The sequence below is a fragment of the Shinella kummerowiae genome (genome assembly GCF_009827055.1).
GTDB lineage: Bacteria > Pseudomonadota > Alphaproteobacteria > Rhizobiales > Rhizobiaceae > Shinella > Shinella kummerowiae.
Genome location: NZ_WUMK01000009.1, coordinates 25,702 through 45,602, shown reverse-complemented (window position 1 = coordinate 45,602; position 19,901 = coordinate 25,702). Strand labels below are relative to the sequence as shown.

At 64.9% G+C, this 19,901-nt stretch carries 24 protein-coding genes; 12 read left to right on the top strand and 12 right to left on the bottom strand.

All coding sequences use genetic code 11. The features are described from left to right. Positions 1-3: 3 nt before the first annotated feature. The 4 genes from GR138_RS30895 to GR138_RS22345 all read right to left on the bottom strand — a co-directional run bounded on the left by GR138_RS30895 (position 4) and on the right by GR138_RS22345 (position 3,574). The gene (locus GR138_RS30895) at positions 4-978 is read right to left on the bottom strand and encodes a diguanylate cyclase (protein WP_160861483.1); all 975 of its coding nucleotides are present in this window, start codon (positions 976-978) and stop codon (positions 4-6) included. Positions 979-1,092: 114 nt separating this feature from the next. Further along, on the bottom strand, positions 1,093-2,529 hold the full coding sequence (locus GR138_RS22355; protein WP_160861482.1) for an MFS transporter: 1,437 nt from the start codon (positions 2,527-2,529) through the stop codon (positions 1,093-1,095). A gap of 138 nt (positions 2,530-2,667) precedes the next feature. Beyond that, positions 2,668-2,994: a hypothetical protein gene (locus GR138_RS22350; protein WP_160861481.1), complete on the bottom strand. Its 327-nt coding sequence runs from the start codon at positions 2,992-2,994 to the stop codon at positions 2,668-2,670. Positions 2,995-3,115: 121 nt separating this feature from the next. Then, positions 3,116-3,574, bottom strand: coding sequence for a carboxymuconolactone decarboxylase family protein (locus GR138_RS22345; protein WP_160861480.1), 459 nt, complete (start codon positions 3,572-3,574; stop codon positions 3,116-3,118). Between the two features lie 106 nt (positions 3,575-3,680). On the opposite strand from GR138_RS22345, the gene GR138_RS22340 reads away from it, so the two are divergent. Beyond that, complete coding sequence (locus GR138_RS22340) at positions 3,681-4,547, top strand: sigma-70 family RNA polymerase sigma factor (protein ID WP_160861479.1); 867 nt, start codon at positions 3,681-3,683, stop codon at positions 4,545-4,547. Between the two features lie 21 nt (positions 4,548-4,568). On the opposite strand, the gene GR138_RS22335 is transcribed toward GR138_RS22340, so the two are convergent. Next, positions 4,569-4,994: a GFA family protein gene (locus tag GR138_RS22335; RefSeq protein ID WP_160861478.1), complete on the bottom strand. Its 426-nt coding sequence runs from the start codon at positions 4,992-4,994 to the stop codon at positions 4,569-4,571. Positions 4,995-5,100: 106 nt separating this feature from the next. Further along, on the bottom strand, positions 5,101-5,838 hold the full coding sequence (locus tag GR138_RS22330) for a DUF3750 domain-containing protein (RefSeq protein WP_160861477.1): 738 nt from the start codon (positions 5,836-5,838) through the stop codon (positions 5,101-5,103). An 83-nt stretch (positions 5,839-5,921) separates the two neighbouring features. Here GR138_RS22330 and GR138_RS22325 point away from each other — a divergent pair, with 83 nt between their 5' ends. Genes GR138_RS22325 through GR138_RS22315 form a run of 3 tightly spaced genes read left to right on the top strand, consistent with a single transcriptional unit; the run spans position 5,922 to position 7,544 of the window. After that, positions 5,922-6,929, top strand: coding sequence for an asparaginase (locus tag GR138_RS22325; protein ID WP_160861476.1), 1,008 nt, complete (start codon positions 5,922-5,924; stop codon positions 6,927-6,929). A 38-nt stretch (positions 6,930-6,967) separates the two neighbouring features. Further along, complete coding sequence (locus GR138_RS22320) at positions 6,968-7,252, top strand: type II toxin-antitoxin system RelE/ParE family toxin (RefSeq protein WP_160861475.1); 285 nt, start codon at positions 6,968-6,970, stop codon at positions 7,250-7,252. Further along, the gene (locus tag GR138_RS22315; protein ID WP_069059493.1) at positions 7,224-7,544 is read left to right on the top strand and encodes a HigA family addiction module antitoxin; all 321 of its coding nucleotides are present in this window, start codon (positions 7,224-7,226) and stop codon (positions 7,542-7,544) included. The genes GR138_RS22320 and GR138_RS22315 overlap by 29 nt, the downstream gene beginning before the upstream one ends. On the opposite strand, the gene GR138_RS22310 is transcribed toward GR138_RS22315, so the two are convergent. Next, a complete protein-coding gene (locus GR138_RS22310) occupies positions 7,545-8,300 on the bottom strand; it encodes a DeoR/GlpR family DNA-binding transcription regulator (RefSeq protein ID WP_160861474.1) in 756 nt (251 codons plus the stop codon). Between the two features lie 98 nt (positions 8,301-8,398). Between GR138_RS22310 and GR138_RS22305 the strand changes: the two genes are divergently transcribed. Next, positions 8,399-8,764, top strand: a complete 366-nt coding sequence (locus tag GR138_RS22305; RefSeq protein WP_160861473.1) for a DUF4406 domain-containing protein — start codon at positions 8,399-8,401, stop codon at positions 8,762-8,764. Positions 8,765-8,860: 96 nt separating this feature from the next. Then, positions 8,861-9,256, top strand: coding sequence for a VOC family protein (locus tag GR138_RS22300; RefSeq protein ID WP_160861472.1), 396 nt, complete (start codon positions 8,861-8,863; stop codon positions 9,254-9,256). Between the two features lie 218 nt (positions 9,257-9,474). Here GR138_RS22300 and GR138_RS22295 read toward each other — a convergent pair whose 3' ends face one another. The 3 genes from GR138_RS22295 to GR138_RS22285 form a co-directional block, all read right to left on the bottom strand. Beyond that, positions 9,475-10,212, bottom strand: a complete 738-nt coding sequence (locus GR138_RS22295) for a DUF4198 domain-containing protein (RefSeq protein ID WP_160861471.1) — start codon at positions 10,210-10,212, stop codon at positions 9,475-9,477. A gap of 100 nt (positions 10,213-10,312) precedes the next feature. After that, the gene (locus GR138_RS22290) at positions 10,313-10,657 is read right to left on the bottom strand and encodes an MmcQ/YjbR family DNA-binding protein (protein WP_338091139.1); all 345 of its coding nucleotides are present in this window, start codon (positions 10,655-10,657) and stop codon (positions 10,313-10,315) included. 55 nt (positions 10,658-10,712) lie between these two features. Continuing rightward, positions 10,713-10,919 carry a hypothetical protein gene (locus GR138_RS22285; RefSeq protein ID WP_160861470.1) on the bottom strand — a complete coding sequence of 69 codons (207 nt, stop codon included), beginning with the start codon at positions 10,917-10,919 and terminating at the stop codon, positions 10,713-10,715. A gap of 103 nt (positions 10,920-11,022) precedes the next feature. Here GR138_RS22285 and GR138_RS22280 point away from each other — a divergent pair, with 103 nt between their 5' ends. After that, entirely contained in the window at positions 11,023-11,940 is a 918-nt protein-coding gene (locus tag GR138_RS22280) for a LysR substrate-binding domain-containing protein (protein ID WP_160861469.1), read from the top strand. Here the strand turns inward: GR138_RS22280 and GR138_RS22275 are convergent. Next, a complete protein-coding gene (locus GR138_RS22275; protein WP_160861468.1) occupies positions 11,924-12,583 on the bottom strand; it encodes a glutathione S-transferase family protein in 660 nt (219 codons plus the stop codon). The two genes, GR138_RS22280 and GR138_RS22275, sit on opposite strands and share 17 nt — an antisense overlap. Before the next feature lie 269 nt (positions 12,584-12,852). On the opposite strand from GR138_RS22275, the gene GR138_RS22270 reads away from it, so the two are divergent. From GR138_RS22270 to GR138_RS22260, 3 genes are all read left to right on the top strand, one after another. Beyond that, the gene (locus tag GR138_RS22270) at positions 12,853-13,224 is read left to right on the top strand and encodes a hypothetical protein (protein WP_160861467.1); all 372 of its coding nucleotides are present in this window, start codon (positions 12,853-12,855) and stop codon (positions 13,222-13,224) included. Between the two features lie 73 nt (positions 13,225-13,297). Further along, positions 13,298-14,677, top strand: a complete 1,380-nt coding sequence (locus GR138_RS22265; RefSeq protein WP_420853709.1) for a PepSY-associated TM helix domain-containing protein — start codon at positions 13,298-13,300, stop codon at positions 14,675-14,677. 22 nt (positions 14,678-14,699) lie between these two features. After that, on the top strand, positions 14,700-15,200 hold the full coding sequence (locus tag GR138_RS22260; protein ID WP_160861465.1) for a copper chaperone PCu(A)C: 501 nt from the start codon (positions 14,700-14,702) through the stop codon (positions 15,198-15,200). Between the two features lie 98 nt (positions 15,201-15,298). On the opposite strand, the gene GR138_RS22255 is transcribed toward GR138_RS22260, so the two are convergent. Next, a complete protein-coding gene (locus tag GR138_RS22255) occupies positions 15,299-16,669 on the bottom strand; it encodes a TIGR03808 family TAT-translocated repetitive protein (RefSeq protein ID WP_160861464.1) in 1,371 nt (456 codons plus the stop codon). 233 nt (positions 16,670-16,902) lie between these two features. Between GR138_RS22255 and GR138_RS22250 the strand changes: the two genes are divergently transcribed. Next, positions 16,903-19,203, top strand: coding sequence for a putative bifunctional diguanylate cyclase/phosphodiesterase (locus GR138_RS22250; protein WP_160861463.1), 2,301 nt, complete (start codon positions 16,903-16,905; stop codon positions 19,201-19,203). A gap of 63 nt (positions 19,204-19,266) precedes the next feature. Further along, entirely contained in the window at positions 19,267-19,713 is a 447-nt protein-coding gene (locus GR138_RS22245) for a MarR family winged helix-turn-helix transcriptional regulator (protein WP_160861462.1), read from the top strand. The last annotated feature ends 188 nt before the right edge of the window (positions 19,714-19,901 follow it).

The window sequence follows — 19,901 nt, the reverse complement described above, 5'->3', positions numbered from 1 at the left end:
TCCTCAGTCCGCCCGCTCGATGCGGTCGCGGCCGTGACGTTTGGCGCAGTAAAGCGCCCGGTCGGCCCGCTCGAAAAGATCCTCCGCCGCCGTGCCACAATATTCCGCAACACCGGCCGACATGGTGTAGGCGCAGTTGAGATCCGCGCGGTTCTCCTCGCGGGCGAGGTGGCGCCGCAGCCGCTCGGTGGCATTCACCGCTTCCTCGATGCCCGTTCCCGGCATCAGCACCATGAACTCCTCGCCGCCGATGCGGGCAAAGATATCGCCGCCGCGCAGTTGCTGGTGCCCGGCCGCCGCAAAATGCTGGAGCACCTGGTCGCCTTTGCTGTGGCCGTAACGGTCGTTGACCGACTTGAAATGGTCGAGGTCGATCAGGGCAAGCGACAGCGGCGTGCCGTCGCGCGCGGCACTGCGCATTTCCGCCGCGAGCCGCTCCATGCCGGCACGGCGGTTGAGCAGGCCGGTGAGAGGGTCCGTGTCGGCCGCACGCTGGGCGGCGTCGCGGGCAAGCTGCAACACCTGTTCGTTCGACTTCAGCATGGTGATGTCGGTGAAGACGTGCCACAGCCAGCCGCCGGGCAGGAGCGTCTCGTTCACCAGGAACCAGCGGTCGTCGCTGGTGTCGATCTCGAAGGTGCGCTGCGGCCTGCTGCGCCGTTTCTTGCGCGCCATGTCGAGAAAATCCTCGATCGGCGTGTTGACCTTCGGGCCGGTGCTGCTCATGTGGCAGTTGCGCATGATCTCGGCGAAGGTGCGCACGCCGGGCCGCACGTCGAACAGCGCCTTGAACGCCGCGGATCCATAACAAAGCTCGTCTTCCGGCGAAAACAGCGCGAAGGCGACGCCGGAGGCATCGAGGCCGGAGAGGATGAGGTCGGTCGTGGCCCGGTCGCGGATCAGCGTGAGCGGCAGGATCGCCTCATTCTGCGCCATGCCGCTTTCACCCGGCAGTCTCTGCCTGTTGCTGCGTCTCACCGACGGCATCCCTTCCCACGACAGAATCACCGAGACACGCCCGACGACAGGTGCCCTTTGTGGCAGAAGGCGGCGGCGTCGCAATCGAGACCGCCGGAAGCCGTTAACAAATCCTCAATGCGACGCTGCCGTTTTGCCGACGGGGAGTTTGAGCGTCAGCAGGATGGCCAGTGCCGCCGGCAGCGCAAGCAGCGAGTAGAGCCAGCGCGCCGCCGTCAGCGCCCCCTCGGTGCCGCCCGGTTCGACGAGCCCTGTGGTATTGACGATGATGCCCGCGAGCGCTGCGCCGAAGGCCGAACCGAGCGCCTGCATGGTGGTGATCGCCGCCGAGGCCTTGTCCGTCTCGCCGGCAGGCGCGAGATGCAGCACATGCGTGACGAGATGGGCCCAGCCCATGCCGATGCCAAAGCCCATCAGGAAGATGAAGACGGTGGCGATGGCCAGCAACAGGACATTGCTTTGCGGATTGTACCGGGCGAGCGTGATGACGAGCAGCGCCGTCGCCACCGCCTCGATCGCCGCGCCGACAAGGATGACCTGGTTGGCACGCCGGCCCTTGAGGCTTGCCGTGGTGAAGGCCGCCGCCGTCCAGCCGAGCGCCAGCAGCGCTACGAGATAGCCGGAAACGAGCGGCGTCACGGCGTGCAGCACCTGAAGGAAATAGGGGATGTAGACGTCCGAGCAGATCGTCACCAGCAACAGCAGCATGGTGAGGTAGACGCGCGCAAGCGGCGAGGAGAGGCTGATCGTGCCGGCCGGCAGCAGGCGGGCCTGCGCATGGCGCTCGATGGTGATCGTGACGAGGATGCCGACGACGGCAGCTACAGCCAGGGCGCCGCGCAGGACCGGTGCCGTCACGGAGCTTGCGAAGGAAAGCAGCACGACAGCCGCCACCAGCAGCACGATTTGCGGGAAGGGCGTCTTTGTCGTCACCCGTTCGCCTTCGCCGGACGGCAGCAGCTTCGGTGCGGAAAATGCCATGAGGATCGAGAGCGGAACGAGCAGCGCAAAGGCCTCGCGCCAGGCGCTGCCGGCCGCAAAGATGCCGCCGATCGTCGGGCCGAGGAAGGTCGCGATGCCCCAGACGGCGGCATAGAGCGTCGATGCCGTGCTCCACAGCGGCTCCGGATAGACGAAACGGATGAAGGCATAGCCGAGCGCCACGAGAAAACCCGCGCCAAGCCCCTGGATCGCCCGGCCGATCAGCACCGTCTCCATGGTCGGCGCGATGGCGCAGACGAGGCTGCCGATGCCGAACAGCACCGCGCCGAACACGTAGCAACGGTTAAGCGTCACGCGTTCCGGCCTGACCGCGACGAAGGTCGAGCCGAGCACGGAGGCCGCAACATAGATCGTCGTCGCCCAGGCAAACAGCGAAAGACCGCCGATATCGCGCACGATCGAGGGCATCAATGTCGCCGTAATATACGTCTCCACCGCATGCAGCATGATCCCGCTGCCGAGCATCAGCGTGCCGAACAGATAGGCGCGGGAAAACAGGCTGGAAAGCCGCGGCGCGGCCTCCTTCGGGATGATGACGCTGTCGGACATGAAAAGGTACCTTGGTATGCGAAAAGAGTATGGAGCAGACGTCGCACGCCGGCGAAGCGACCGCAAGCGGTGACTTTTGGGTGTGAAGAGGGGCGGTCAGGTGGACAAAGCTGCCCGGGCTGAGCAGACGGGTGCGCCCTACATCAGATGCCCGGTCCACCAGCCACGATCGCTGGACACCCTGATCAGGACCATGATCGCCGTTGCGATGATCCCACCAATGAACAGCGTCGTGGCGTGCCGGACAAGGGCCGGTGAATCCGCCGTGGCGGCCGGCACCATCGGCTTTATTATGAAAAGCGCGATCATCACCAGAATGTCGGAGATGACCGAGACGAGGGGCCAGGGTGGCAGGGCGTATTCCATGCCCGGGATAAACACGCGCCAGAGGCAACGGACGATCAAAAAGCCGGAAACAAACGCAAGAGCGACTGCTGCCCTGGATTGAGAACCGTGCTCGGCCATGCGTTGCCCGCCTTTGAAAGAGGTGTCGGCATGAAAGCACGGCGTTGCAGAAACGGCAATCGCGGCGGTGGCGCTCGTCGGCCCCTTCGGGCAAGGGGCCGACGAATGGGCGAGGGAGGGCTTACGGGTTCCACTCGCCCGCGACCTGCCGGGTCGCGACGTTGAAGCGGTTCCACACATTGATCGAGGCGATCTCGACGACGAGGGCGGCGAGTGCCTTTTCGTCATAGTGGCGGGCGGCCTCGTTCCAGATCGTGTCCGGCACCGGCTCCTCGCGGTCGGCGATGCGGGTCAGCGCCTCGGTGAGCGCAAGGGCCGCACGCTCCGCGTCGGTGTAGAACGGCGCCTCGCGCCAGGCGGCGACCGAGAGGATGCGCCGGTCGGTCTCGCCCGCCTTCTTCATGATGCGCGGATGCAGGTCGACGCAGAAGCCGCAGCCATTGATCTGGCTGGCGCGCAGATGCACGAGATGCGCGGTCTTTTCCGGCAGGCCGTGCTCCTGCGCGGCTGCCTGCAGCGACTGCATGGCGGTCATGACCTTCGGGAGAACGGCGACGATATTGTTCATACGGGATTGCATTTTGACACTCCTTGCAATGATTTAGCGCTTCGACTGCGAACCCTGTCACATCGGTGCGGCTTCGTTCGTCATGGCCATGACGCCGCTGAACGAAGGAGTGTGACCGATGGGCGAAAAAAATTTTCTGACGGATCGTTTCGAGGCTGAGCGCGGGCGTCTCAGCGCCGTGGCCTTCCGCATGCTGGGCTCGCGCGCGGAGGCGGAGGATGCAGTGCAGGAGGCCTGGCTGCGGCTGGAGCGCGCGGGCGGCGATGGCATCGACAATCCGGCTGGCTGGTTGACGACGGTCGTCGGCCGCATCTGCCTCGACATGCTGCGCGCCCGCACCAAGCGTCGCGAAGACCCGATCGATGGCGAGGATGGCGAGATGCAGCATGTCGATCCGCGTGCCGCGGCGGATGAACAGTCGGCGCTCGCCGATTCCGTCGGCCTGGCGCTGCTCGTCGTGCTGGAGCGTCTGGCGCCGGCCGAACGCCTTGCCTTCGTGCTGCACGACATGTTCGATGTGCCCTTCGAGGAGATCGGCCGTATCGTCGGCCGCACGCCGGTTGCTGCCCGCCAGCTCGCGAGCCGCGCCCGCCGCCGCGTGCAGGGCCTGCCGGAGACGCCGTCGGCGGATTACGAGCGCCGCAAGCGCGTGGTCGCCGCCTTCCTCACGGCCTCGCGCGACGGCGATTTTTCAGGCCTGCTCGCCGTGCTCGATCCCGAGGTCGTCTTTCACGCGGATGCCGATGCGGTGCGGCTCGGTTCACTTGCCGAAATCCACGGCGCGCAGGCCGTCGCCACGACCTTCAAGGGCAAGGCAACCGCAGCACGGCTCGCCCTCATCGACGGCAATCTCGGCCTCGCCGTCATCCTTGGCGGCGAACTCAGGATCGTCGTGCGCATGGACGTGGACGGCGACCAGATCGTCGCAATCGACTCCATCGCCGACCCCGCCCGCATCGCGGCCTTCGAGGTGGTCTATCTCTGATGCAGCAAGACGGCTTCGGCGTCAGCTCGCCGGCTCGAACCGGAGGATTCCGGCGATCCGGGGGCCGGCGCCGGAATCGGCGGGATGGGAAACGCCGTCCATGACCTCCACCGCCGCGAAATCGAAGGGGCTGACACCGTTGATGCAGGCGACGTTGATGCCGAACTGGTTTGGATTGGAACGGCGCTGGTGGTGGGTGTAGATGCCGCAGGTCTTGCAGAAATAGTGCTTCGCCGTGCCCGTGTTGAATTGGTAGAGCGTCAGATTGCCTTCGCCCGCCTCAAATTCGATATCCGAAAGCGCTGCGGAGGCGGCGATGGCCCCGCGCATGCGGCAATAGGAGCAGGTGCAGCGGCGGATCGTGTTGAATTCGTTTGTCAGCCGCACATGGAACCGCACGGTGCCGCAATGGCAGGCTGCCGCGTATTGTTTTCTATCGTCGCTCATGGCCGCTCTCCGCTCCCGACAACAGCACGCGGGGGTGCACGCGTTGCCGGTCCATTGCCGCTTACGATCCGTTGATGACACTGGGATGTCCAGCTGCCGTTTTCCGCTAGATCCCGATGCGCCCGATTGCCGGGATCTTAATCGCCGGGCGGGAGAAATCCACGCCGGCGACGAGGCCCATTATGTGCAGTTCCAGCCCGCTGCGCAGGCCGGCCGACACGCCGAGCAGGCCGTAGAGCGTCGCATGCACGTCCTTGCCGTCCGGGTCGATGGCGAAAAGCCTGCCTTCCGGCAGATAGTCGCGCCCCACCGCATCCGGCGGCAGCACGACGCCGAGTTCCGGCACGGAGCGCAGCACATGGGCGACGAAGGTGTTGGAGTTCGGTCCCGGCCAGATGCGGTAGCCGCCGGGCTTGGAATAGGGATAGGCGGCGATCGCCTTCTCGATCTTCGGGATCAGCCGCGCCGCCTCGTCGCCGCTGACGCTCACCACCACGCGCGGCGTGTTGGAGTACCAGTAGGCATCCGGCGCATAGCCGTTCTTGCGCACCGGCGTGCCCCAGCCGACCTTGTCATAGCGGTTGTAGGTTTTCGCATTCGCCTCCTTGGTGACGATCCAGGCATGGCTGGCGATGGCTCCCTTCATGCCGCCTGTTGCTGCCGAGAAGATATGGATCGTCGCCCGCGGCGTGTCTTCCGCCCTGGGCAGGACGCCTGCCGATTTCCAGTTCGCCTCCCGCCAGCTCTGCGGGCGATCCTTAACGTACCAGAACCCCGCCGCGGCGAGCGCCGGCATGAGGTAGATCACGAGAAAGAGGACGAGGACGTTCCTCAGCAATTTCATGCGCGGCGCTCCGAAACCGAGTGGGCAGGATCAGGAATTTCGGATAATACCGCAGCCGAAACCGGAATTTTGAGGGCATAATCATGGCAAACCCCGTCCTTGTCGAAGTCACCCGTGGCAATCTCGTCGAAAGCCGCCATCGCGGCCTGGTCGTCGTGGTCGATGGCGATGGCAAGGTGGTGTTTTCGCAGGGCGAGATCGAGGCCGGCGTATTCCCGCGTTCGGCCTGCAAGGCCATGCAGGGCCTGCCCCTTGTCGAAAGCGGCGCGGCCGACGTCTACGGTTTCGGCAACAAGGAACTGGCGCTCGCCTGCTCCTCGCACAATGGCGAACCGGAACACGCCGCCCTTGCCGGCGCCATGCTCGCCGCCGCCGGCGTCGATGAGAGCGTGCTGGAATGCGGCGCCCACTGGTCGTTCGAGCAGCCGGTGCTGATCGGTCAGGCGCGTGGACTGGATCACCCGACCGCGCTGCACAACAATTGCTCCGGCAAACATGCCGGCTTCATCTGCGCCGCCTGCCACACCGGCAAGGACCTCAAGGGGTACGTGCGCTACGAACATCCGGTGCAGGCCGAGATCCGCGGCGTCATGGAAAACCTGACGGGTGCGGCGCTTGCCACCGACAATTGCGGCGTCGACGGTTGCTCGATCCCGACCTATGCCGTGTCGCTGAAGGGCCTCGCGCATGGCTTTGCGAAAATGGCGACCGGCACGGGCCTCGCGCCCGAGCGGGCCAAAGCCTCCCGCCGGCTGATCGAGGCCTGCATGGCCGAACCCTTCTACGTCGCCGGCACCAAGCGCGCCTGCACCCGCCTGATGGAAACCGCGCCCGGCCGGATCTTCGCCAAGACCGGTGCCGAAGGCGTCTTCTGCGCCGCCATCCCCGAACAGGGCATCGCGATTGCGCTGAAATGCGAGGACGGCACCACCCGCGCCGCCGAAAGCATGGTCGCCGCCACGCTCGCCCGCTTCTTCAAGGACGAGCCGGCCATCCACGCCGCCCTGATGGCCCAGGCCAACCGCTCCATGTCCAATTGGAACGGCATCCATGTCGGCGATATCCGCGTGACGGACGCTTTTGCTGCCTGAAAATTGACACCCTGTAACGTCATGCGTTATGATTGTGCATGATCAAAAGCTTCGCCGACCGCGAGACCGAACTGATCTGGTCGGGCCGTCGAAGCCGGCGGCTTCCGGCCGACATGCAGGCCATTGCGTTGCGCAAGCTGCGCATGCTTCACGCGGCGCGGGCGATAACCGACCTTCGGGTGCCGCCCGGTAATCGGCTGGAGCTGTTGAAGGGAAATCTGGCCGGGCTTTACTCGATCCGGATCAATGACCAGTGGCGTATCTGCTTCGGCTGGTCGCAAGGAGACGCCGTCCATGTCCGCATCATCGACTATCATGACTGACGACCTGCTGCCCAACCCGCATCCCGGCGATATCCTGCTGGAGGAGTTCCTTCAGCCGATGGAAATCAGCCAGAATGCGCTGGCGCGCGCGGTGCATGTTCCGCCGCGCCGTATCAATGAGATTGTCCTCGGCAAACGACAGGTGACCGCCGATACGGATCTGAGGCTCACGCGCTATTTCGGCCTGTCGGAAGGCTATTTCCTGCGCCTTCAGGCGGAATTCGACCTCATGCAGAAGCGCCGCGAGATTGGTCATGATCTCCAACGCATCACGCCGCGGGATGCCGCCTGATCAGGCCTCGGTGATTTCCACGTCGAGGTCCCGGTAGGGCGCGAGAAGCTCCGGCGGCAGGCCGGCCGGGACGATGAGGCCGGTGGGGCGCGCGAGCGGCATGATCTTCCAGGGCGAGGCGCGTCCGAGTTTCTCGCGGGTCAGCAGCACCTGCGTCACTGCGGCATTTTCCGCGATGGCGCGCTTTGTTGCGGCCTCCTCCATGTCGCCGGTGGTCAGGCCGTGGGTCGGATGCACCGCCGTGACGCCCATGAAGTAGATATCCGCCCTCAGGCCTCGGATGGCGTCGAGCGCCGCCGCGCCGGTCGTCACCATCGAATGTTTGTAGAGCCGGCCGCCGATGAGCACGACATCTGCGGTGGGGTGCCGCTCCAGCTCGCAGGCGATCGTCGGGCTGTGCGTGACGACGGTGAAGGCGAACGTGCGCGGCAACACGCGGGCAAGGGCCGCCGTCGTTGTGCCGCCGTCGAGGAAGATCACGTGGCCGGGCTCGATGATCTCCGCCGCGCAGGCGCCGAGCGCCGCCTTCTCGTCGGCCGCGACCGACAGGCGCGCGGCGAAATCCGGCAAAGGCGGCGCAAGCGGCAGCGCGCCGCCATGCACCCGTTTCAAGAGCCCTTCGGCCGCCATTTCCCGCAGGTCGCGCCGAATCGTGTCTTCAGAAAGCGCGAGTTCCATGGCGAGCGTTTTGGCTACGATCTCGCCGTCGCGGCCTAGGCGCTGGGCGATCAGGTTTTTTCTCTGGCTGGTCAGCATGCTGCACGCTCCATCTTGACTCTGCACGAAATTACACGGAGTTATGGGAAATATCCAGAATAAACCGGATATTTCGTGCAAAATGTAAGGAGTTTGACATGCTGATCCTGATCGCCGGCCCCTATCGCTCGGGCACCGGGGACGACCCGCACAAGATGGCGGAAAACCTGAAGCGGCTGGAAGCGCCGTCCTATGCGCTGTTCAAGGCCGGCCATGTGCCGATGATCGGCGAATGGGTGGCGCTGCCCGTCTGGAATGCCGCCGGCGGCGAGACGATCGGCGATGCGCTGCATGAGGAGATCTTTTATCCGGTGGCACACCGCCTGCTGGCGCTGTGCGACGGCGTGCTGCGGTTGCCGGGGGACTCGAAAGGGGCGGACAACGACGTGCGCATCGCCCGCGAACGCGGCATTCCGGTCTGGCATCGGCTGGAGGACGTGCCGGGCTGCGCTGCGGCCGAATAATTTTTCGCAGGCCTTGTCGGGAAGGGGCGGCCCGTTACGTCCTTGTGGCATGACGGGTCGCCAGCCCGCATCGCAAACAAAACCAGGAGAACGTTCATGCGCATGATTTTCGTCAACCTGCCCGTCAAGGACCTGCCCGCAACCCGCCGCTTCTTCAACGCGCTCGGCTTTTCGTTCAACGAGGACTTCAGCGACGACACCGCCGCCTGCATGGTGGTGGACGAAAACATCTTCGTCATGCACCTCACCGAGGAGAAGTTTTCGCAGTTCGTGACGGGCAAGGTCGGCGATCCGGAACAGCAGACGCAGGTGCTGACCTGCCTGTCCGCGTCGAGCCGCCAGGAGGTCGACGATTTCAAGGCCAAGGCGCTCGCCGCCGGCGGGCGCGAATGGAAGCCGAACATGGAGTTCGGCCCGATGTACGGCTGCTCCTTCCAGGACGTCAACGGCAACGTCTGGGAGTTCATGCATATGGACCAGTCGGGCGGTTGATCGGCTTGTTTTCGAAGTAAGGGCCTGCGCCCTCCGGCGCAGGTCTCGCGATGTCGACAAATCGCGCCCCGCCCGCTGCCGTCATCCTCGGCCTTGAGCCGAGGATCCATTCTTCTCAACGGCTTATGGATGCTCGGGTCGAGCCCGAGCATGACGGAGGAGGGGTTATCGGGGCCTTGTCAGTAGTCCAGGGCCGGCGCTTTCCAGCGCGGGCCTTTTTAGTCGTCGTGGCTATGCGCTTCGGCGACAAAACTCAGCGTTGCCGTGTAGCCGATCGTGTCCGCCTTCGGGTCGTTTTCCAGCGGCACGCTATGGTCGACCGCCAGCACGTTCAGCCCGTCATTGCGGATCGCCACGACGACCTCGCCATCCGCATCCGTCGGATCGCTCTTGAGCGTCGCCTGATTGATGTAGTCGAGCGTCACGACCGCGCCGGCAAGCGGCTTGCCGTCATAGAGCACGCGCAGGCGGATCGGGTCACCGGCCTTGCGGCCAATGGGGTTGTCGAGCGGCACGATCTGCAGGTCCTGCTTCGGGAAGGCAGGCAGCGCGTCGTGCACGTGCAGAAGCGAGAGGCTGTTCTTGATATAATGGCCCGTGGCCTTGGCGTCAGCGACCTTGTCTTTCGCCTCGTTCACCCACTTGCCGTCGGTCTTTTCCGTCCAGTAGCCGTTGTCGAAGGTCAGTGCGATGGCGGCAGGCTCGCCTTCGGGCTTCAGGACTGCGTGTTTTTCCCGCTTTTCGACGGAAACCGGCATTGCCGCTCCATCCTCGCCAATCGCAACGGCCGTGCTGATGCGCGCCGGGTCATAGGCATCGTCGCCAGCGCCGTGGCCATAGATGACGCCGAGTTCGCCCCAGCGCTCCGCCACCCAGGCGCCATGCGCGCTGGCGGTGACGGGAAGAAGAAGGGCGAGCGAAAGCGCACCCGAAACAGCGATGATCTGCCTCAGCATTTTTGTCTCCAGAGTAGTAATGTTATTACGTTACGAAACTGGTTTAACCTTCGCCCGGGCGGGCTGTCAAGCGTGGTAAGGTTGAAAGGGGATATGCGGTTCAGGTGAGCTTGCGCAGCTTTGCCGGCGCCTTGAAGCGCCAGGCCTCAGCCATGCGGTGGCGCAGTTCCGCATCGTCGATCGCCGCGGCCCGCACGAGCAAGGCGGGCCAACCCTTGTAATGGTCGGTTTCGTAGTAGATCCCGGGCGCCATCTCGATCAGGCGCTCCTTCTCGTCCATTGGCGCCATCAACACCAATGTCTGGGCATCCTTGATGCGTAGGAAGAGTTTCCCGGCCACCTTCAGCGCCGGCGTGCCATAGGACGTGCCGGTCTCGACGCCCGGCAAATCCTCGGCAAGGCGCTGGAGGCGCGCCAGCAGCATCTGGGTCTCATCGTCCGGCATGCCAAAACCTCCCCGGTGAAACTTACACCGGGGAGGCGCCGACTGCGAGGGAGGATCAGGCCGGATGGATGCAGGATTGGGATGTATTGTCGGGGGAGAGACGCGGCGCCCGGAAGAGGCCGAAGGGCAGGTCGCCCAGCGCGCGGGCGTCCATCGTCTCGATATCGGGATGGGAGAGCGGATCGCGCATCCAGACGGGCGTGTCCGCAGCGTCGGCCTCGGCCCTGAGAGCTTCGGCGAGCCTGGAGAAAATCTTGAGCATTGCCTTCTCCTTGCGGTGCGTTACCATTGTCGATGCCTGATAATCGCGCCGAAGGGCAAATTTCGCAATCGAGTAGTTCAAGACAGGATTATAGAAAAGCTATATGAAGAACCTCAACCGCGTCCATCTCAACGGTCTGCGTGCGCTGGAGACGGTGGGGCGGCTCGGCTCGCTCCAGGCGGCGGCGGAAGAACTCGGCGTCACGGTCGGCGCGGTCAGCCAGCAGGTCATCAAGGCGGAGGAGCAGCTTGGCCGGTCGATCTTCGACCGCACCGCCCGCGGCCTGCAGCAGACGGCCTTCGGCACGCCGTTCCTCGCGCGCCTGTCCGCCGCCTTTCGTCAACTCTCCGAGGCGGTCGCGACCACGCAGCGCCGCGACGATGCGATCCTGACGATTTCCGTAGCACCCATCTTCGCCTCGCGCTGGCTCATCCACCGCATCGATCGTTTTGCCGCCGCCCATCCCGATATCAGCCTGCGCATCGAGGCGACGACGACGCTGGTCGATCTCGCGCGCTCCGATGTCGATCTCGGCATTCGCGTCGGCCCCGGCACCTGGCCGGATGTCACGGCGGAGTTTTTGCTGCCGCAGGTCATGTTCCCGGTCTGCGCGCCGGCACTTGCGGACAAGATCAGGACGCCGCAGGATCTCGCCCGGCAGCCGGCGGTGGTCGATGGCAACGATGCCTTCACCTGGGAGCGCTGGCTGAAGGCGGCGGGCCTGCCGATTGCGCCGCCGAAGGCGCGGCATGTGTTTTCCGACGCCTCGCTCTGCCTGGATGCGGCGCTGGCCGGGCAGGGCGTGCTGCTCGCCTGGCCGGTGCTGGCCTCCTGGGCGCTGAAGGAGGGGCGGCTGGTCGCGCCGTTCCCCATCCGCGTGGAGACCGGCATGGGCTATTATTTCGTCACGGCCCCGGGCATGCCGGAGCCGCGCAAGGTCTCGCTGTTCAAGCGCTGGCTGCGCGCGGCCATCGCCGAGGATGAGGATGGTTTTGCCGGCGCGGTCATTCAAGCTCGGTAAGGCGCGTCGCCATCATCGCCTTGAAGGCCGGGCGCGACTGGCAGGCGTCAAGCCACGCCTTGACGTTCGGCGCCGCGTCGAACAGCTCCGGCTGGCTCATCGCATAGCGGAAAACCTCCGCAACATTGAGGTCGGCGACGGTGAAGCGGTTGCCGACGACATGGCCGGTCGCGGCGAGATGCTGATCGAAGCGCTTGAAGCACTTCTTCAGCGCCTTTGCCGCCGCGCGGATCGTCAGCCGCCCCTGTTCGGTCTCGGAGGCACGCGTGTCGAGCGCCAGGATGATCTTCACCGCGTGCGGCTCCACCTCGGTCGCCGCCCACATCGTCCATTGCAGCATTTCCGCCTCTTCCGTCACCGTCTGGCCGGCGAGCGGGCCGCCATGCTTCCGGGCGAGATAGAGGTTGATGGCGAGCGATTCCGTCATCACGAAACCGCCGTCGTCGATGCAGGGGATAAGCCCGGTCGGGTTGACGGCGAGAAATTCCGGCGATTGGGTGTTGATGGGCGCATCGGCCGCCTGCGGATCGTCGATGCGGCGCGCCTGCACGATCGGCACCGAGACGAAGGGCAGGCCAAGTTCGCCGGCGAGCCAGTAATTGCGCGATGCACGCGAGCGGTAGACGCCGTAGATGGTGAGCATGGATCCTCCTGATTTTGCGCGCCAGATTAAGCGGCGGCGCGCGGGAAGGGTAGAGCAAGCACTTGATCGATCGATGAATTGTCGTGATGTCCGTCAAACCGGCCCCGACCCTTCGGGTCACCTTCTCCCCACCGAGGAGAAGGTGCCGGCACGCGGATGAGGGGGCAGCGCCGCCGCCGACCCGCTTTGTCGCATTGACCGCGCCCCGCCTTTGGGAGTAAGGCCGAAATATCCGCAAAGGCGGATGGGGATGATCGATGAAACAAGGCATGACACGCTGGGCCGCCTGCCTGCGCATTCTCTGCGCGGTCGCCCTGCTGTTCGTCGGTTTTGCCCATCAACCGGCCGCAGCCAGCCAGCCGAGCGTTTTCGAACTCGCGCAATATGTCCTGCCGGATGGCACCATCGCCGACATCTGCCTGAACGACGTGGTCGACGGCAAGGTCAAGCATGTCATGCCGGTGAAGTGCGAGGCCTGCCGCATCGGCAGTGCCATGCTGATGCCGGAGCCGGCCGATCTCGCCGGTGCCGTTCTTGCCTTCCGCCATGTCGCCACCTCTCCGCTCGTCGAAGAGGCGTTGCATTCCAGGCGCGAGCGCCCCGGTGCGCCGCCGCGCGCACCCCCCTTCCTGTCCGTCTGATGTTTTGAGCCTGCGCGGCGGCTTGCCGTCGCGCGCCTGAAATCCAGCCTGACGGGATTTTTGCATGTCCGTAATTTCCGACGCGCCGGTCGCTGCCGCCGCCGAACCATCCGCAGTTGCCCAGCGCCTCTACCGCGCCATCTGGCGCTGGCACTTCTTCGCCGGCCTGCTCGCCGTGCCCTTCATGATCAGCCTCGCCATCACCGGCGGGCTCTACCTCTTCAACGACGAGATCGACGCCAGCCTCTTTCGCTACCGCAACTATGTGACGGTCGGCAGCACGGAGCTTGCCCCCTCCGCTATCGCGGAGAAGGCGGTGAGCGCCGTGCCGGGCGCAAGCCTCTCCACCTACCGCACGCCGGCCGGTGCCGACCGGTCCGCGCGTGTGACGGTCTCGACGGAGGCCGGCAAGGTACTCGTCTTCGTCGATCCCTACACCGGAAACGTGCTCGACACAGTGGGGGCTGCGGAAGAATTCAACCAGGTCGTCGAGGACCTGCACAGCCTCGATTATTTCGGCACGTCCTGGGAGCGCATCATCGAAGTGGTTGCCGGTTTCGCCATCGTGCTGACGCTGACCGGCATCTATCTCTGGTGGCCACGCAGCCAGACGGGCGGCGTGGTCAGCGTGCGCGGCACGCCGGCACGGCGCGTCTTCTGGCGTGACATCCACGCCGTCACCGGCATTTTTGCCAGCGTCGTCATCCTGTTCATGGCCTTCAGCGGCCTGTTGTGGTCCGGCTTCTGGGGTTCCAAGGTCAACGCCACCCTGACGGCGAACGGCATGGGCTATCCGGTCGAACTGTGGGACCGCGTGCCGCATTCCATGCTGGTGACGACGGACGTGCTGCCGAAGGCCTCCTGGCTGATGGAAAATGCCCCGGTGCCGGAATCGACCGTCCCGAGCGATGGCCAGACCGCGCTGCCGCCGATCGGCCTCGACAATGCCGTGACGATCGCCAATGCCGCCGGCATGCTGCCGGGCTACGACCTGTCGCCGCCCTCAGGCGAGACCGGTGTCTATACCGCGGCGATCTTTCCCGCCGATCTGCAATACGAGCGCACGCTCCACATCGACCAGTATACCGGCGAGCGCCTCGTCGATACCGCCTTTGCCGACTATCCGGCGACGGGCAAGCTGATCGAATGGAGCATCAACGTGCACAAGGGGCAGGAATGGGGGCTGTTCAACCAGCTCCTCATGCTGTCCACCTGTTTCGTCGTCATCGCCATGAGCGTCTCGGCCGTCGTCATGTGGTGGAAGCGCCGGCCGAAGGGGCGCATCGGCGTGCCGCCGGCGCCGCGTGAAACGCGCATCTATCTCGGCCTGTGGGCAATCGCTGCGGTGTTCGGCGTGCTGTTCCCGCTGACCGGCCTCACCATCCTTGCCATGATCGTCCTCGATCAGGGCGTCATCCGCTTCGTGCCGCCGCTGCGGCGCATCTTTTCCTGATCACAGCCGAAAGGACATCTCCATGAACCGCATCCTCGCAACTGCCCTCGCGCTGGCGCTTTCCGCCTCCGCCGCCTTTGCCCACGACTTCACGGTCGGCAATCTCGAAGTCCACCACCCGGCCTCCAAGGCGACCTTGCCCGGCCAGCCCGTCGGCGGCGGCTTCATGACCATCACCAACAAGGGCAGGGAGGCCGACCGGCTCGTCTCGATCACCGCGCCGGATGTCTCCGACGACGTGCAGATCCACGAAATGGCCGTGGAGAACGACGTGATGAAGATGCGCCAGCTACCGGACGGCATCGAAATCCCCGCCGGCGCCAAGGTCGAACTCAAGTCCGGCGGCCTGCACATCATGTTCATGCGCATCAAGCACCCCTTCAAGGAGGGGGAAAAATTCAAGGCGACGCTGAACTTCGAAAAGGCCGGCACGCTCGACGTGGACTTCAAGATCGAAAGCGCAAAGCCCGGTGCAAACCAGGGCGAGGGCGCTTCGGGCAACCACGAGGGGCACGGCGGCTAAGAAAGCAGATGAGGGAGCGTGCGGAAGGCTGCTCCCTCATCCACCATGGCGCCTCTCCGTTCGGGCAAGAAGAAGAGACGCATGCAAGGGGCAGGGGGTTAGCCCGCCCGGTTCCGTTCGATCGTCAGGTGCGCGTAGTCGGAAGACTCCCTGGCGAGGTCGCCTGTCGTGCGTTCCTTCCAGCGGTAGCCGGCAATGGCGGCCTCCGGCGTGTCTTCGAAGATGTTGCCGGTAATCAGCGCCGATCCTGCCTCTTCGACCACCGTCACCATGCAGCCGACCGGGCTCTTGCGCACCAGATTGCCGCTGACGACGAGGCCGCGCATGAAGGGTCCCCAGCCGAGCGCCAACCCCCATTGCGGCGCGTTCTCGATCGTGTTGCCGGAGACGACGGTGTCGGCCTCCACGGCGATGCCGAAGCCGAAGCCGGCGCCGTCATGCACATAGGGGCCTTCGAGCTTGAGGTTGCGCACGACATTGCCGGTGACGGTGGCGAGCCTGCCGCCCTCGTTGAAATTGACGATGAGGATGCCGTTGGCGGCCCCGTCGATCAGGTTGCCGTTGACGATCGCGCCCTCGAAGCCGAATTCCGAGTAGATCGCCGTCTCGCCGCTGTCGAGGCAGGTATTGCCTGATATCTGTACGTTCGAGCCGGCATTGGAGCGGATGGCGGAGAAGGCACAACCCGAGACGTGGTTGTTGGAAATCATCACGTCGTCGGCGCGGAAGATGTTGATGCCGTTGCCGTACTGGCCGGTGCCGCCATTCGTGGCGCCAATGCGCGCGATGCGGTTGCCGGAGACGATGGTGCCGTCGCGACCCTTCTGCCAGCGATGGATCAGGATGCCGCCATTGCCGCAATCGAAGACCAGGTTGCCGGTGACGGAAAGCGTGTGGCTGTCGACGGCGTAAAGCGCGTATTCGGCGGCACCCGACAGCCGGTTGCGCTCAATGCGCCCGCCGGAGCGCTCCAGGCTGACCGCGGTCTTCGAAGACCCCTGGATCTCGCAGTTCTCGATCGTCACATTGGCGACATTGCTGAGATGGACGAGGCCCTGGACGGTATCGTCGAGCCAGCGGTTCGCTCCGTCGATGACGAGATTGGCAAGCTCGACGCGGGCAAGCCCATCGCCGGCAAAGAGATGGCCGTCGCCGCCATAGACGATGCGGGTGGCGCCCGCTACACCGGTGATACGCGCATTGTCGGGCAGCGTCATGTTGGAGATGACGTAATCGCCCGGCGGCAGGAAGACCGGTAGGTTCTTCGCGGCCGCCTCCTTGAGGAGCTTGGCGAAGGCCTTGCTCTTGCGGTCGCCGGCACCGGGCCGGATGCCATGGGCCGAAGCATCGATACTGCCCCGTAAATCGACATCGATGATCGGCAGGCGCGGCGTCTGTGCAAGCGCTACGGAGGTGGTGCCTGCCGCGCCAAGACCGAGACCGGAGAGAAATAACCGTCTGCTAACCATGAAAACTCCTTGCCGGCCAAGGAGCAGGAACCGTGCCAACCGGTCCTGTGCCGAAACGGAACGTTTTGGGTGATGCCCGCTGCGGTTGTTGATCCTGCGCCTCAAAGGCCGGATTGGCGGCATTTCGCCGGTTTCCTTTAGGGTTGGATAACGACTCTAGGTGTACCTTCGGGCGTTCGGAAGAGGCGGCGGTTCGCGGTGTGCTTCCTTGCCCTAGAAAATTGCAGGGGTTCATGTCGACGCACTTGTCTCACCTTGGCAATGACGACGCCGATGCGACGGCGCGTCTGATGTCCGCAAGCGAGCGCCTGATGAGCGAGGCGGCGCGGCTGTTTCCGCTGGCCGCCGCGCAGAACGAGCGCACGATCTGGCTCGAAGCGATGATCGACGAGGTGCCGGACTACCTCTATTTCAAGGACAGGAACAGCCGTTTCGTCGTCGCCAACCGGGCGATCGTCAGCGACAACCGGCGCGAGGGCCTGGACAGTCTGGAAGGCCTCTCGGATTTCGACATCCACCCCGAGCCCGTCGCCCGCGGCTTCTTCGAGACGGAGCAGGATATCATCCGCACCGGCCGGCCGATGCTCGACATGGAAGAGCTGATCCGCGATTCCAGGGGCAACCTCAAATGGCTGCTCACCTCGAAACTGCCGGTGCGTAACGGGTCCGGCGAGGTGATCGGCCTTGTCGGCATCGCCCGCGACATCACCGAGCGCAAGCGCTCCGAGAGCCTGCATCTCGGCCAGGCGCATCTCCTCAAGATGATCGCGCTCGGCGCGCCGCTGGTCGAGGTCTTCTCCTCGCTCATCCTGCTGATCGAGGCGCATGTGCCGGATGTCACCGGCTCGATCTTGATGCTGGCGCACGATGGCAAGCATATCGTCAACGGTGCCGCTCCAAACCTTGATCCCGCCTATTGCAAGCTGATCGAGGGCGCCGAGATCGGTCCGTCTATGGGCTCCTGCGGCACCGCCATGTGGCGCGGCGAGCCGGTCATCGTATCCGATATCGAGACCGACCCGCTCTGGGCGGACTACAAGGCGCTCGTCCTGCCCTACGGCTTCCGAGCCTGCTGGTCCTCGCCCATCGCCTCCTATCAGGGCAAGGTGCTGGGTTCCTTCGCCCTCTATTCCCGCAACCGCGGCGAGCCCTCCGCCGAATGCATGAAGCTCGTCGGCATGGCGACGCACATTGCCGGCATCGCCATCGAGCGCAAGGAGGCGGAGGACAGCATCCAGTATATGGCGCACCATGATGCGCTGACCGGTTTGCCGAACCGCAGCATGCTCGACGAGCGCGTCGCTTCCGCCATCGAGTCGGCCGACGACCGCGGCGGCACGATGACGCTCGCCTTCATCGACCTCGACAATTTCAAGCTGGTCAATGACAGTCTCGGCCACCATGCGGGCGACGAACTGCTGAAGATCGTCGCGGCCCGCATGCTGCGCTGCGTGCGCGCCTCCGACAGCATCGTGCGCCTTGGCGGCGATGAATTCGTCGTGCTCATCAACGGCGCGATGCGCCGGGGCGAGACGGTGGACGACCGGCTGCGCGCCGTGCGTGAAGCGATCGCCGAGCCGGTGGAAATCGAGGGCCGTTCCTTCCAGGTCACCTGCAGCATGGGGGTCGCCGCCTATCCGGAACACGGCCGCAACGTCACCGAACTGCTCGCCCGCGCCGACGTCGCCATGTACCGCGCCAAGGAGATCGGCCGTGACGCCATGCAGATCTTCACCGCGGAAATGGCCAACCGCGCGTCCGAGAAGCTGGAGCGGCAGGAGGAGTTGCGCCGTGCGCTCGCCCAGCAGGAACTTTTCCTGCAATACCAGCCGCAGATGGACCTTTCGACCGGCCGCATCTTCGCGGTCGAGGCACTGATCCGCTGGCGCCATCCCGAGCGCGGGCTGGTGGCGCCGGGCGATTTCATACCGCTGGCCGAAGAGACCGGCCTGATCGGCCCGATCGGCGACTGGACGCTGCGCGCCGCCTGTCGGCAGAACAAGGCCTGGCAGGTCTCCGGCCTGCCGTCGATCGTCGTCAGCGTCAATGTCTCGGCCCGCCAGTTCCAGGAAAAGGACTGGGTCGAGCGCGTGGCGGCGGCGCTTGAGGAGAGCGGGCTTGACGCCTGTTATCTCGAGCTGGAACTGACCGAGAGCATGATCATGCAGGATGTGCAGCAGGCGGTGGAGACCATGCACCGGCTGGAAAAGCTCGGCGTGCACCTCGCCATCGACGACTTCGGCACCGGCTATTCCAGCCTTGCCTCGCTGAAACGTTTCCCGGTCGGCCGCCTGAAGATCGACCGCTCCTTCGTGCAGGACCTGCCGGCTGACGAGGACGACGCGGCGATCGCCCGCGCCGTCATTTCGCTCGCTCATTCGCTGCAGCTCCGTGTCATCGCCGAAGGCGTGGAGACGCGCGACCAGATCGACTTCCTGCGCGAGGCCGGCTGTGACGAAATCCAGGGCTACTACCTCTCCAGGCCGATCGATGCCCGCGCCCTCCAGGCGATCCTCTGCATTCCGAATCTCTAATAATTCCCGAGACTCGCGGTCGGCTCTCTTGACATTCTTACGTTGATATCAACAGTAAAGAGCATGTCTGATGATGTGCTGATTCCCTATGAAACGACGCTTTACGTGCGGGACCATTGCCTGTGTCTGCAGGCCCAGCGCGCGGCCCGTGCCCTGGCGCGTCGTTTCGACGATGCGTTGCGTCCCGTCGGCCTCACCAATGGTCAGTTCTCGCTGCTGATGTCGTTGAACCGCCCCGCGCCGCCGCCGATGGGACCGGTCGCCAACCTGCTTGCCATGGACCGCACCACGCTGACGGCCGCCCTGAAGCCGCTCGAACGCCGGGGCCTCGTGCGCATCGAGGCCGACCCCCGGGACCGCCGCGGCCGTCTCCTGCGCCTGACGGAGGAGGGCCGCCGCCTGCTGACGCAGGCCTTCCCGATCTGGAAGGAAACCCACGAGAAGGTCGACGCGCAGCTTTCCGCCGTCGACATGAACGCGCTGCGCGCCGGCATGATGGCGCTTGCCTGAAGGGCCTGCCGTCTGGGTGGATCCTCGGGTCGAGCCCGAGCATGACGAAAGAAGCCAAGTCCGACGAAGCCATGCAAGCGTCGCCTATGCCGCATCGCTCAAGGGGATGGAACCATCTCCTCCCCACCGTCATCCTCGGGCTCGACCCGAGAATCCATCCCTACGGCACGTCGCAACCGTCTGAAGCA